The sequence below is a fragment of the Aeromonas sp. MTB genome, from assembly GCF_056632455.1.
Genome location: NZ_CP147026.1, coordinates 155,110 through 167,831 on the forward strand (window position 1 = coordinate 155,110; position 12,722 = coordinate 167,831).

At 58.5% G+C, this 12,722-nt stretch carries 11 protein-coding genes and 1 tRNA gene; 9 read left to right on the top strand and 3 right to left on the bottom strand.

Features of this window, described 5'->3' with window-relative positions; translation table 11 throughout:
- Positions 1-62: 62 nt before the first annotated feature.
- The 7 genes from WBR25_RS00700 to WBR25_RS00730 all read left to right on the top strand — a co-directional run bounded on the left by WBR25_RS00700 (position 63) and on the right by WBR25_RS00730 (position 7,523).
- Positions 63-1,148, top strand: coding sequence for a polyamine ABC transporter substrate-binding protein (locus WBR25_RS00700; RefSeq protein WP_005355476.1), 1,086 nt, complete (start codon positions 63-65; stop codon positions 1,146-1,148).
- Between the two features lie 78 nt (positions 1,149-1,226).
- On the top strand, positions 1,227-2,381 hold the full coding sequence (gene potA, locus WBR25_RS00705) for a polyamine ABC transporter ATP-binding protein (RefSeq protein WP_005340704.1): 1,155 nt from the start codon (positions 1,227-1,229) through the stop codon (positions 2,379-2,381).
- Positions 2,378-3,283: an ABC transporter permease subunit gene (locus tag WBR25_RS00710; protein WP_005340703.1), complete on the top strand. Its 906-nt coding sequence runs from the start codon at positions 2,378-2,380 to the stop codon at positions 3,281-3,283. The genes potA and WBR25_RS00710 overlap by 4 nt, the downstream gene beginning before the upstream one ends.
- Positions 3,280-4,125, top strand: coding sequence for an ABC transporter permease subunit (locus tag WBR25_RS00715; RefSeq protein WP_005355472.1), 846 nt, complete (start codon positions 3,280-3,282; stop codon positions 4,123-4,125). Before WBR25_RS00710 ends, WBR25_RS00715 begins: the two co-directional genes overlap by 4 nt.
- 45 nt (positions 4,126-4,170) lie before the next feature.
- Complete coding sequence (locus tag WBR25_RS00720; RefSeq protein ID WP_103250827.1) at positions 4,171-4,875, top strand: MOSC domain-containing protein; 705 nt, start codon at positions 4,171-4,173, stop codon at positions 4,873-4,875.
- Positions 4,876-5,030: 155 nt separating this feature from the next.
- A tRNA-Pro gene (locus WBR25_RS00725) sits at positions 5,031-5,107 on the top strand.
- 262 nt (positions 5,108-5,369) lie between these two features.
- A complete protein-coding gene (locus WBR25_RS00730) occupies positions 5,370-7,523 on the top strand; it encodes a nuclease-related domain-containing protein (RefSeq protein WP_479749261.1) in 2,154 nt (717 codons plus the stop codon).
- 210 nt (positions 7,524-7,733) lie between these two features.
- Here WBR25_RS00730 and WBR25_RS00735 read toward each other — a convergent pair whose 3' ends face one another.
- A complete protein-coding gene (locus WBR25_RS00735) occupies positions 7,734-8,261 on the bottom strand; it encodes an AbiTii domain-containing protein (protein WP_005356927.1) in 528 nt (175 codons plus the stop codon).
- Positions 8,262-8,385: 124 nt separating this feature from the next.
- The gene (locus WBR25_RS00740) at positions 8,386-8,850 is read right to left on the bottom strand and encodes a thioesterase family protein (protein ID WP_042054246.1); all 465 of its coding nucleotides are present in this window, start codon (positions 8,848-8,850) and stop codon (positions 8,386-8,388) included.
- A gap of 133 nt (positions 8,851-8,983) precedes the next feature.
- On the opposite strand from WBR25_RS00740, the gene recQ reads away from it, so the two are divergent.
- A complete protein-coding gene (gene recQ, locus WBR25_RS00745; protein WP_149151905.1) occupies positions 8,984-10,819 on the top strand; it encodes an ATP-dependent DNA helicase RecQ in 1,836 nt (611 codons plus the stop codon).
- Between the two features lie 67 nt (positions 10,820-10,886).
- Here recQ and WBR25_RS00750 read toward each other — a convergent pair whose 3' ends face one another.
- Positions 10,887-11,189, bottom strand: coding sequence for a c-type cytochrome (locus WBR25_RS00750; RefSeq protein WP_005340687.1), 303 nt, complete (start codon positions 11,187-11,189; stop codon positions 10,887-10,889).
- A gap of 105 nt (positions 11,190-11,294) precedes the next feature.
- On the opposite strand from WBR25_RS00750, the gene WBR25_RS00755 reads away from it, so the two are divergent.
- Positions 11,295-12,722: a protein adenylyltransferase SelO gene (locus WBR25_RS00755; protein WP_479749262.1), complete on the top strand. Its 1,428-nt coding sequence runs from the start codon at positions 11,295-11,297 to the stop codon at positions 12,720-12,722.

Here is a 12,722-nt window from a genome sequence, read left to right on the forward strand (position 1 = left end):
TCCGGATGGGCCGCGCGAATGGATGCGCAGACGGTCAACCACTGAACAGGAGAACTGACACCGTGAATACAACCAGATTGCTAACCATAGCGCTGACCATGGGATTGGCGAATGTGGCCCAGGCTGCCCCTGTGCTGCACTTCTACAACTGGTCTGACTATATCGGTGAGACCACCCTCAGCGATTTCCAGCAGGCGACCGGGATCAAGACCGTCTATGACGTGTTTGACTCCAACGAGACCCTGGAAGGCAAGTTGCTGACGGGGCGGACCGGTTACGATTTGGTGGTGCCCTCCAATAATTTCCTGGCCAAGCAGATCAAGGCGGGAGCCTTCCAGAAACTGGATAAATCCCTGCTGCCCAATCTGGCCAACCTGGATCCCGTGCTGCTCAAGCAGCTCGACAAGGTAGATCCGGGTCATCAGTACGCGGTGCCCTATCTGTGGGGGACCAACGGCATCGGCTACAACGTCGACAAAATCAAGGCGGTGCTGGGGGTCGACAAGATTGACTCCTGGGCCACTATCTTCGAACCGGAAAACATGGCGAAACTCTCTCGCTGCGGCGTCGCTTTCCTCGACTCTGCCGACGAGATGATCCCTGCTGCCCTCAACTACCTCGGGCTCGATCCCAACAGTCATGCGACGGGGGATATCAAGCAGGCCGAGGCGCTGCTGCTCAAGGTGCGGCCCTATGTGGCCTACTTCCACTCCTCCAAATACATCGGCGATCTCGCCAATGGCGACATCTGCGTGGCGGCCGGTTTTTCCGGCGACATCCTGCAAGCCGCTGCCCGCGCCGATGAAGCTGGCAAGGGGGTGAAAATTGCCTACAGCATTCCGAAAGAGGGGGGCAATCTCTGGTTCGACATGATGGCGATCCCGTCCGATGCCACCAATGTCAAAGAGGCGCACGCTCTCATCAACTACGTCCTGCAGCCCGAAGTGATCGCCAAGGTCAGCGACTATGTGGGCTACGCGAATCCCAACTCAAGGGCGGGCGAGTTTATGGATGAGGCGGTGCGCAACAATGAGGAGGTTTATCCCCCTCAGGCCGTGCTGGAGCGACTCTATGTGCAGGAAGCACATCCCCGCTCGGTACAGCGTTTAATCACCCGGAGTTGGACCAAGATCAAGTCCGGTACCTAACCTTGGTGCCCGTTCGGGGGCGCCAAATCGCTTTTATGGATCGGCCGCAAGGCCGGTATCACGTTGGGGAGTTTGGTAATGGCGATAGCCTCCAGTGCCTACAAGAAAGCCCTCGAGGGCAGTCAGCAGCGCAAAGAAGTGCTGGTGAAAATTGATCGGGTAAGCAAGCAGTTCGACGAAACGCTGGCGGTCGATAACGTATCTCTCAATATTCACAAGGGGGAGATTTTCGCCCTGCTCGGCGGGTCCGGTTCCGGCAAATCGACCCTGCTGCGGATGCTGGCCGGTTTCGAGCGCCCGACCGAGGGTCGGCTGTTCCTCGACGGGGTCGACATCACCGACATGCCCCCCTATGAACGCCCCATCAACATGATGTTCCAGTCCTACGCCCTGTTCCCCCATATGACGGTGGCCCAGAACATCGCCTTTGGCCTCAAGCAGGATGGCCTGCCCAAGGCCGAGATCGATGCCCGGGTGGAGGAGATGCTCAAGCTGGTACAGATGACCCAGTATGCCCGTCGCAAACCGCATCAGCTCTCCGGTGGCCAGCGTCAGCGGGTGGCGTTGGCTCGCTCGCTGGCCAAGCGTCCCAAACTGTTGCTGCTGGATGAACCCATGGGGGCGCTCGACAAGAAGCTGCGTTCCAAGATGCAGCTGGAGCTGGTGGAGATCATCGAGCGGGTCGGGGTTACCTGCGTCATGGTGACCCACGATCAGGAAGAGGCCATGACCATGGCGGAGCGGATCGCCATCATGCACCTCGGCTGCATCGAGCAGATCGGCAGCCCGATGGATATCTACGAGACTCCGGCCAGTCGGCTGGTGTGCGAGTTCATCGGCAACGTCAACCTGTTTGACGGCCTGCTGGTGGAGGATGAGCAGGACCACGCCACCATCGCTTGCGCCGACTTGGAACAGCCCATCTATGTGGGCCACGGCATCAGCTCCCGCGCCGAGAACAAGAAGGTGACCTATGCCCTGCGGCCGGAAAAACTGCTGATGAGTCTGCAAAAACCGGAGGAGATCGAGCACCCGGACTTCAACTGGACCAAGGGTGAGGTCTATGACATCGCCTATCTGGGCGGTCACTCGGTTTATCACATCCAGCTGCCCTCGGGCAAAATCGTTCAGGCTTTCATCGCCAATGCCGAACGCCACGGCAAGCGGCCAACCTGGGATGACCAGGTGTTCCTCTACTGGGAAGATGACAGCGGCGTGGTGCTGCAATCATGAAGTTCTTGCAACGACTGAAGCGGGTCGGGGGGCGCCGACTGGTGATCGGCATCCCCTTCTTCTGGCTGTTCCTCTTCTTCCTGCTGCCCTTCGTCATCGTGGTGAAGATCAGTTTTGCGGAAGCGGATGTGGCGATCCCGCCCTACACCGACGTGGTGAGCTGGGCCGACAATCAGCTCACCATACTGCTCAACATGGGCAACTACCTGCTGCTGCAGGAGGATGAGCTCTATATCGCGGCCTATCTGGGCTCCCTCAAGATGGCCTTCGTCAGCACTTTGCTCTGCCTGCTGATTGGCTATCCGATGGCCTACTCCATCGCCCGGGCCAACAAGGAGACCCAGACCGTTTTGCTGCTGCTGATCATGATGCCGACCTGGACCGCCATTCTGATCCGGGTCTACGCATGGATGGGGATCCTCAGTAACAATGGTCTGCTCAACAGCGTTTTGCTGGGGATCGGGGTGATCGACGAGCCGCTGCAGATCCTCAACACCAACCTGGCGGTCTATATCGGCATCGTTTACTCCTACCTGCCCTTCATGGTGCTGCCGCTCTACGCCAATCTGGTCAAGCATGACCAGAGCCTGCTGGAGGCGGCCTCCGACTTGGGGGCGCGCAACCTGACCCGGTTCTGGCAGATCACGGTGCCGCTCTCCAAAAACGGCATTATCGCCGGCTGCATGCTGGTGTTTATTCCGGTGGTGGGGGAGTTCGTTATTCCGGAAATGCTGGGCGGCCCGGAGACCCTGATGATCGGCAAGGTGCTGTGGCAGGAGTTCTTCAACAACCGCGACTGGCCGGTTGCCTCTGCGCTGGCGGTAGTGATGCTGGCGGTGCTGATTATTCCGATCATCCTCTTCAACCGTAACCAGGCCAAAGAGCTGGAGGGCAAGGCATGATGAAGCGTTTCGGTTTTGCCAAACTGATGCTCTGGCTGGGGCTGCTGTTTATCTACCTGCCCATGATCATCATGGTGATCTACTCCTTCAACGCCTCCAAGCTGGTGACGGTGTGGGGCGGGTGGTCGCTCAAGTGGTACTTCGGCCTGCTCGACAACAAGCAGCTGATCGGGTCTGTGTTCCGTTCGCTGGAGATCGCCTTCTACACCGCGATCGCCGCGGTGGCGCTGGGGACGGTGGCAGCCTTCGTGCTGACCCGAATTCCCCACTTCCGTGGTCGCACCCTGTTCGGCGGCATGGTGACGGCGCCGCTGGTGATGCCCGAGGTGATCACCGGTCTCTCGCTGCTGCTGCTGTTCGTGGCGATGGCCCAGCTGGTGGGCTGGCCCGCCGAGCGGGGCATGCTGACCATCTGGATCGCGCACACCACCTTCTGTACCGCCTACGTGGCGATCGTGGTGTCGGCGCGGTTGCGGGAGCTGGATCTCTCCATCGAGGAGGCGGCGATGGATCTTGGCGCCAAGCCGTGGAAGGTGTTCTTCCTGATCACCATCCCGATGATTGCCCCCTCGCTGGCGGCAGGCGGCATGATGTCGTTTGCCCTGTCGCTGGATGATCTGGTGCTGGCAAGCTTCGTCTCCGGCCCGGGCTCCACTACCTTGCCGATGGAGGTCTTCTCGGCGGTACGGCTCGGGGTGAAACCCGAGATCAACGCTGTAGCCAGCCTGATCCTGCTGTCGGTATCGCTCTTTACCTTCGGCAGCTGGTATCTGATGGCCAGGGCGGAGAAGCGCCGTCGCGCCGAGATAGCCATGACCACCCAGATGCAGGCCGTGGTCTGACGCCATGATAAGATCCGCCTACTCTCGTCAATCTGGAGGATGAGTATGCGGATCTCCCTTTTTAGCGGTCGTGGCACCGAGCTGGTGCCCGGCCTCACCAGTGCCATTCACAAGCAACCGATCTCTGCACCAGTTCGCTGTACCTTTGCCGGTCTGGAAGGGGATGAGCAGTGTGACCTGCGCCACCACGGTGGCCCGGATCGGGCGCTCCACTACTATCCGGCCGATCACTATCTCTGGTGGCAGACTTGGCAAACCGCGCTGAGCTTGCCTGCGCCACGTACAGCCTGGCAACCTGCCGCCTTTGGCGAGAACCTCTCCGGTCTCGGGCTGACCGAGGCGCAAGCCTGCATTGGCGATGTCTATCGACTCGGCGACGCGCTGATCCAGATAAGTCAGCCAAGATCCCCCTGCTTCAAGCTCAACCAGCGCTTTGGCTATGGCCAGATGTCCCAGGTGATGCAGCTAAATGGCCGTTGTGGCTGGCTGCTGCGGGTGCTGGAGGAGGGGATGGTGTCGCCGGAGTCGGCCATGGAGCTGGCAGACAGACCCTATCCCGAACTGACGGTGAAGCGCACGGCGGACATTCTCTTCAATCAGGTGCGCAACGAGACTGACCTGCTGCTGTTGCTGGAGAATCCGGCCCTCTCACCCAACTGGCGCCAGCATGCAGCCGACTGGCTGGAGCATGGCACTGTGGCTGACTGGCAGCGCCGTCTGCTGGGGCCCGCATCCCTGCGCCTGGCCTGACGGCTGGTTGCCGGAATGTCACCAGCTGGCTGCAGCCCGGTAAATGGGTGAAAAGAGTGCTGAATAGTTGAGCGAACGGCACTTTTTTTCCTGTCAAACGCAAAAAAGGCTTGTGTCGGGTCGGGGCTTTCGGTAAATTCCCGTCCCGCAGACATCGGTGTGTAGCGCAGCTTGGTAGCGCACTTCGTTCGGGACGAAGGGGTCGGAGGTTCGAATCCTCTCACACCGACCAAATTCAATAAGGGCTTAGCTTCGGCTAGGCCCTTGTGCATTTCCGGCCCTCCAGTTCTGTGGGGCATTTTGATTTTCTGTCCTGTTTACCACATCTGCAATCGATACCTATTGACTCCTCATCCGTTGTTTCCCCCTTCTTGGAAACGTGTTAACTATTTCCTTCCATACAGATTGTCCGACTCGTTGCGGGCCTCAAATGAGCTGCTGATTTCAATCTCTTTGAATATCAAGGTTCGACGGCAGGAAAAGGATGACCAGATATGCAAGGCCAGGAACGGCAATGCCAGGAGTTTTACCAGACTCGTTTTGCTGGATATGCACAGCAGCTTGCCCCATTCGCCGCACTTGATGAGTGCCTTCACGACTTTCTGGATCAACGTCCGAGCGGCAAATACACAACTCGCAATCGTGCTGCCGGACTGGCTGCCGCATCCTTTTGGTGGGAGCCAGTCAATCTTGAAAGTGCTCAACTGGCAAGCTTGGCACTGGGACGTATTTTGCATTTTGAGGATGCTATTAGCACTGCGCTGCTGGATCATCTGTCCGCTCGTCATCCAGATGTATTGCGTTGGGCGATTCGTTACTCGAAGCTGTTTACACGCAGCGATTCACCGCTCTGGCAGCATCTTCGGGACAATCTCGTCAGCAAGGATTGGTGCGTATTTTTCGGCGTCTGTGATCGCTTGCTTGAGCAACTCGAACCATTCGATAAAGCCATCGCACTGGCTGAGTCCCACCTGAAGTCGCTTACGCTATTAGAGCTACTTTCCTATTTGAGCGTGACAGCTTATGGGCAACTTGGTGCCGCTAAGGATAGAGACAGCAGGGCGGAAGATTGGGATGTCTATGATCGGATTATCGCGCGCAAACTGTTGAATTGTTCCGAGCGTGATTTTCAACTGACAGAGGAGGTTCTCGGCCGATCTCTCAAGCGTCATTTGTCGCCACTCCTTTTTCCACAGTCAGGTGTGGGGCGAGAGTGTGTTGCCTACCTCGAATCGGTTGCCCTGCTTATTGCCGCTATGCGCGAGCGAATCGATTACGAGAATTCCATCAATTGGTTCTGTTTTGACAGTGATTGCGCTTACCAGCTCAAGCCGGGACAACCGGTCATCTTCAATAAAACTGATTTGGGCTCACAGCGCTGGCAGCGTACTGAGAGAAAAAGCAGGTTGCTTTGGCACTACTGGATGTACCGCGCGATTGAGCAATTCGCAGCGTCCGATATGGCTGGCGCAATCATAGGGAGGCCGGAAAACCACGAAGCGAATCAGCTTGCTTACATAAAAGCCATTCGCAGTCAGCTCTACCTGCAGACCATTTTCGGGTTGGGTGAGCGGGTCAGACCGAACGATGGAGCTGAGGTAGCCCTGCACCACGCGATATTAGCCAGTGAGCTGACAACCGTGTTCTTCGAGCAGGCATTTCTTCAGCCTTTTCTGCGCTATATGGATGACTCAGGTGTAGCAGTGAAGGCTCTGGGTCAATTGGCTTTTGAAGGACTTGTGCATGGTGAGAACCGCTTTCCCATCACCTGGTCGGAACCGAAAGATAAGATCCGTCGTATTTGTGGTTGGACCGTCAGCCCTGAGCATCCCAAGGGCGACCCCGAGGCGGCCGAAGCCATCCTGAAGTTCTGGACCAGTGATCTGCAGGCTCTATCCGCGCAGATAAGGCAAGCGCCAAGCATACCGTCACCACGACTGTACGAGCGGCCGTTCTACAAGATTGGCCGCTACAGTTTTCAGTTCCCCTGGGTTGCCGGTCAACAGAACAATCTGACCGCTGCGGTGAATAACCTGCGTCGTGTTGAACAACGCAGGCCAGCTTTGCGCAGCGAAACGGAGCGTATTGAACATACCCTTGCCGAAGCGCTAAGGCAGAGGGGATTCCACGTCGTGGTGGGCTACCAACCGCCACTGAGTGATGAGCGCGATGCTGGTGAAGTGGACCTGATCTGTCACTTGGATGGGGTTGCGTTGCTGCTGGAGGTCAAGTCTGGCTTCATTCGTTCAACTCGCCATGAAGTCTGGCTGCATCGAACCAATACCCTGCGCAAGGCGGCGAGGCAGTTAAAGCGCAAGCAACCGGTTGTGCTTCAAGCACTGCAAAATGACCAAGGGTTGCGTTCAGCTCTATTGCTGAGTGATGTTAATCCTCTGCCAGCCCTGCATGCCTGGGTTGTGGATACGTCGATTGAATTTGATGGTGAGGTTGTCGATGGGTTCCACGTCGTCTCCCGCGAGATCATGGAGATCGCTTTGCGCGATGAACCGCATTATCTGCGGGAGTTTGAAGAGATGGATGAGGCTGAGGCTGGGAATGAGGTAGAGACTCTGTATGCCGACGGATTCAGTGCGCAAGCTCTTGTTAGGTTGATCGAGTCCGATGGGGTCTGGAGTGATGTGCTGTAGAACGTGACAAGTAGGTTTGCGGAATTCATAAGGTGTGGGGCGCCACATTTTGGCTATCTGCTTGGCAATAAAGCAGTAGCCGTGTGCATTAAAAGGGCCACCGCTCGGTGGCCCATCGGTGGAGTCTGATCCTGACTCCGGCACTCTAGATTGTGGCAATCTCGCTATGGGTCTTGTCTATGGTGCCCTCCTTGCGCGCCAGGCGCTTACTCAGATATGCCAGTGCTGATGCCGCAAAGCCTTGAAACTGTGTTGAGGCAGCAAGGCCGCGTGCTTGGGGTACTCACTAATGAAATGTTCTATTCCCTCCATCAGTTGTGCACGTAATGAAATCACGGGCTCATGCCAGGCTTGCAGGCATAGATGGCCGGGGATCAACTGCTCCTGATAATCTTCCAGCAGCTGTTCTGGCCAGGGTTCAATACCGGAATTGCGTTGCAGCAAATAGTGGGCGGCGGGTTCACGGGCATAAATGAACTGAATTTGGGCCAGATCGCGTTGGCATAGCGTTTGACTGTTGATGTGACAGGTCAAATATTTTCCCGTTTTCAGATCCAGAAAGTGACCGCGTTGCCGACAGGGAACGATGCGATACCAAGGCAAGGGTGAGGAGAGAGAATACCCCTCAAGCTCCTGTTCCAACCAGTGGCGACACTCGGGTGTCTGCACCTCGTCAAGCATGGACTCGAGCTGTGTCAACAAGGCTCTGGATGGTTTGATGGCCAGTTTCGCACTCATCGCCTGCAATCCTCCCTCTGCACACAATCCCGACTATCAGTATGGACCTTGTTCGGCCAGAGGGGGTAAGGAATCTAATGATTAAAAGTGGATTAGCCGCGTGGTTTTTATGCACTAACTTGGTTCAACCCACCAGATAGGTACCAGTGCCGAAGGCGATGTGGGTGCCCTCTTCGTTGTGCAGCTCCATCCGGGCGACGGCCACCTTGCTGCCCGCCCGGATGATGTGGGCGGTGGCGATAAACTCGTTGCCGCGCCCCGGGCGCAGGTAGTCCACCCGCAGATCGATAGTGCCGAGGCGGGCGAAGCGCTCCTTGAGATAACTGGGGGAGAACTCCTCCAGCTCGTCGATGCAGGAGGCGGCGACGATCATGCCGCCCGCCACATCCAGCAGCGTGGCGGTGACACCGCCGTGCAGGATGTTGTGGAAGGGGTTGCCGATCAGCTTGTCGTCCATCTTGATGCGCAGTTCCACCTTGTCGAAGTCGTAGTGGGTCACCTGCATGCCGATCAGCTTGTTGAAAGGCATCTTCTCGGCAAACAGGTTGGCAATGCCACTGAGCGCCATCTTCTTGAGCATCTGTTTCATTCTCTGATCCCAATCCTTGTCATCAAAGCCGAGTAAAAACTCCAGCCAGTCTGCAACAGTTCCTTAACAGTCGCAATGGCAGGTTTATTGTGGGCGGCGGCTGCTTTAGAATGGCGACCCCAAAGGAGAGCCCATGACCGCGATTGCCGAAACCCTGCCAGATCCTCAGCCAGAGAGTCCGCTTGCCCTGCTGCAGGCGGTCTTCGGCTATCAGCAGTTTCGGCCGGGTCAGCTCGAAATCATCGAGCAGATCGTCGCGGGGCGCGATGCACTGGTGCTCAAGCCCACTGGCGGCGGCAAGTCGCTCTGCTATCAGATCCCGGCACTGCTGCGGCCCGGGCTCGGTGTGGTGGTCTCTCCCCTTATTTCGCTGATGAAGGATCAGGTCGACAGCCTGCGCGCCAACGGTGTAGCGGCGGTCTACATCAACTCGGCCCTCAGTCGGGAGGAGATGATCCAGAACTTCGCCGCCATGCGCCGCGGCGAGATCAAGCTGGTCTATGTCTCCCCCGAACGACTGTTGCAGCACGAGTTTATGGATCGGCTGGCCGAGCTGCCGCTCGGGCTGTTCGCCATCGACGAGGCGCACTGTGTCTCCCAGTGGGGCCACGATTTCCGGCCTGAGTATGCGGCGCTGGGGCGACTCAAGCAGTGGTTCCCGCAGGTGCCGGTGGTAGCACTGACCGCCACTGCCGACGAGGCGACCCGCAGCGACATGCTGCACCGTTTGGAGCTCAACGATCCCTTTATTCACACTGCCAGCTTCGATCGCCCCAATATCCGCTACAGCCTGGTGGAGAAGTTCAAGGCGGCCGAGCAGCTGCTGCGTTACGTGCAGAGCCAGAAGGGCAACTGCGGCATCGTCTACTGCTCCAGTCGCAACCGGGTGGAGGAGGTGGCCGAGCGGTTATCCCGCCACGGCTGCAAGGCCGCGCCCTATCATGCGGGGCTGCCGCTCGAGCAGCGTCAGCAGACCCAGGATGCTTTCCTCAAGGATGATATCGAGATAGTGGTGGCAACGGTGGCGTTCGGTATGGGCATCGACAAGCCCAACGTGCGCTTCGTGGTGCACTACGACATTCCGAAGAACATCGAATCCTACTATCAGGAGACCGGCCGCGCCGGTCGCGATGGCACCCCCGCCGAGGCGCTGCTGCTCTACGATCCCGCCGATATCGGCCGGGTGCGCCGCCTGCTCGACAACATCGAGAACCCGCAGCAGCTGCAGGTGGAGCAGTACAAGCTCAACGTGATGGCCGCGTTTGCCGAAGCGCAGACCTGCCGTCGCCAGGTGCTGCTCAACTACTTCGGCGAGTACAACGACAAGCCGTGCGGCAACTGCGATATCTGCCTCGATCCGCCCAAAAGTTATGACGGCACCGAAGATGCCCAGAAGGCGCTCTCCTGCGTCTGGCGGGTGGGGCAGAATTTCGGGGTGGGTTATGTGGTGGAGGTGCTGCGCGGTTCCCTCAACCAGCGCATCAAGGATCACGGCCATGACAAGCTGTCGACCTATGGCATCGGCAAGGATCAGAGCCACGAATACTGGATGAGCGTGATCCGCCAGCTGATCCACAAGGGGCTGCTGACCCAGAACATCACTCGCAATCTGGTGCTGCAGTTGACCGAAGCGGCCCGTCCGGTACTGCGTGGCGAGGTGACGCTGGAACTGGCGGTACCCCGCTTGCAGCCTATCTCCAGCCGCAAGGAGAAGCGCAATGGCCTGCTCGACAACGCCAACTACGACAAACGGTTGTTCAAGGAGCTGCGCGGCCTGCGCAAGCAGATTGCCGAGGATGAAGAGGTGCCGCCCTACGTGGTGTTCAACGATGCGACCCTGGTGGAGATGGCTCAGCTGATGCCGATGACCGAAGACGAGATGCTGGCTATCAACGGTGTCGGGCACCGCAAGCTGGAGCGCTTTGGCGAAGCCTTTATGGATCTGATCATCGACTACTGTCGTCGTTAGGGTCGATTAGGCAGCCTAATCGACCACGGTAAGCGCGGTTCGGAAGAACCTGGGGTCAGACGCGAGGTTATTTCAGGCTGGCGTAGAAGGCGGCCAGATTGTCGATATCCGCATCGGTCAGCGGTGCCATGAAGGGGTCCATCAAGGGCTCTTTGCGAGTGCCATCCTTGAACGCTTTCAACTGTTTCACCAGATAGGCGGCATTCTGACCCGCCAGATGGGGATAGTTGGGGATCATCGCCTTGCCTTCCACCCCGTGACAGGCAGCACAGACCGCCGCCTTGGCTTTGCCTGCCTCGATATCTGCAGCCTTGGCCTGATGACCCCACGCCAGTGCCAGCAAGGGCAGGGCATATACCCATTTTTGCATCTTCTTCTCCTTGAATTGAAAAATGATGGTCGCCAGTTAGCGCAAGCATGGCTGACGGCAGTATAAAGAGTGACACGAGCATACGCAGGGACGAATGGCACAACCATGAAGTTGATCAACACTTTTGCGACCGAGCTGCCCTGGGCCTGTGAACCCGTGGTCCCCCAGACGCTGCAGCAACCCCGGTTGCTTCATCTCAACCGGACTTTGCTGGATGAGCTGGGATTGGGAGGCGTCAGCGAGGCTGACTGGATCGCCTGTTGTGGCGAGGGAAAAGTGCTGCCCGGTATGCAGCCGGTAGCTCAGGTCTATGCAGGCCATCAGTTCGGGGGTTATAGCCCGCGGCTTGGGGATGGTCGCGCGCTGCTGCTGGGTGAGCAGCTGGCACCTGATGGCCAGCGCTGGGATCTCCACCTGAAGGGGGCAGGGAAGACGCCGTTCTCCCGTTTTGGTGACGGTCGCGCCGTGCTGCGCTCCAGCATTCGCGAGTATCTCGCCTCCGAGGCGCTCCATGCCCTCGGCATCCCGACCACGCGGGCGCTGGTATTGGTGGGGAGTCAGGAGCCCGTTTATCGCGAGCAGGTGGAGACCGGGGCGACCGTACTGCGCACCGCCCCCAGCCATCTGCGCTTCGGTCATATCGAGTATTTCGCCTGGAGCGGGCAGGGGGAGAAGATCCCGCCACTCATCGACTATCTGCTGCGCCACCACTTCCCCGAACAGGAGAGTGGTGCCGAACTGTTTGCCGAAGTGGTGCGCCGCACCGCGCGGCTGATTGCCAAATGGCAGGCGGCGGGCTTCTGTCACGGGGTGATGAACACCGACAACATGTCGCTGCTCGGCCTAACGCTGGATTACGGCCCCTACGGCTTTATCGATGCCTACGTGCCGGACTTTGTCTGCAACCACTCGGATCCGGCGGGCCGCTACGCGCTGGATCAGCAGCCTGCGGTCGGTTACTGGAATCTGCAAAAACTGGCGCAGGCGCTGGCTGGCCATGTAGACGGTGATGCGCTGGCTGCAGCGTTGGCCCAGTACGAGCAGCAACTGATGCTGCACTACTCCGAACTGATGCGGGCCAAACTCGGACTGGCGGTGTGGGAGGAGGATGACCCGGCGTTGTTCCGTGAGTTGTTCCGGTTGCTGGCGGCTAACAAAGTGGATTACCACCTGTTCCTGCGCCGTCTCGGTGAGGTGATGCAAGAGGGGGTGTGGCCTGCGTCTCTGCTGGCTCTGTTGTCTGGACCAGGTGTTTGGCAGGCGTGGCTGGAGCGCTATCGGGCGCGGCTAATGCGCGAAGGCAGCGAGGATGTCGTGCGCAAGGCGCAGATGGATGCCATCAATCCCAAGTATGTGCTGCGCAATGCGCTGGCCCAGCAGGTGATCGACGCCGCCGACGCAGGGGATATGCAGCCGTTCGAGCGGCTGTTCGCCGCCTTGCAGCGCCCCTTTGATGAACAACCCGAATATGAGGATCTCGCCACCCCGACTCCGGCATGGTATTGCGGTGGTGAGCTCTCCTGCAGTAGCTGA

What these genes read in the sequence shown, in the direction of transcription:
- WBR25_RS00720 (WP_103250827.1), top strand. Translation starts at nt 4,171, where the DNA reads ATGCGGATCTCCCTTTTTAGCGGTCGTGGCACCGAGCTGGTGCCCGGC.
- potA (WP_005340704.1), top strand. Translation starts at nt 1,227, where the DNA reads ATGGCGATAGCCTCCAGTGCCTACAAGAAAGCCCTCGAGGGCAGTCAG.
- WBR25_RS00730 (WP_479749261.1), top strand. Translation starts at nt 5,370, where the DNA reads ATGCAAGGCCAGGAACGGCAATGCCAGGAGTTTTACCAGACTCGTTTT.
- WBR25_RS00750 (WP_005340687.1), bottom strand. Translation starts at nt 11,189, where the DNA reads ATGCAAAAATGGGTATATGCCCTGCCCTTGCTGGCACTGGCGTGGGGT.
- WBR25_RS00740 (WP_042054246.1), bottom strand. Translation starts at nt 8,850, where the DNA reads ATGAAACAGATGCTCAAGAAGATGGCGCTCAGTGGCATTGCCAACCTG.
- WBR25_RS00710 (WP_005340703.1), top strand. Translation starts at nt 2,378, where the DNA reads ATGAAGTTCTTGCAACGACTGAAGCGGGTCGGGGGGCGCCGACTGGTG.
- WBR25_RS00735 (WP_005356927.1), bottom strand. Translation starts at nt 8,261, where the DNA reads ATGAGTGCGAAACTGGCCATCAAACCATCCAGAGCCTTGTTGACACAG.
- WBR25_RS00755 (WP_479749262.1), top strand. Translation starts at nt 11,295, where the DNA reads ATGAAGTTGATCAACACTTTTGCGACCGAGCTGCCCTGGGCCTGTGAA.
- recQ (WP_149151905.1), top strand. Translation starts at nt 8,984, where the DNA reads ATGACCGCGATTGCCGAAACCCTGCCAGATCCTCAGCCAGAGAGTCCG.
- WBR25_RS00715 (WP_005355472.1), top strand. Translation starts at nt 3,280, where the DNA reads ATGATGAAGCGTTTCGGTTTTGCCAAACTGATGCTCTGGCTGGGGCTG.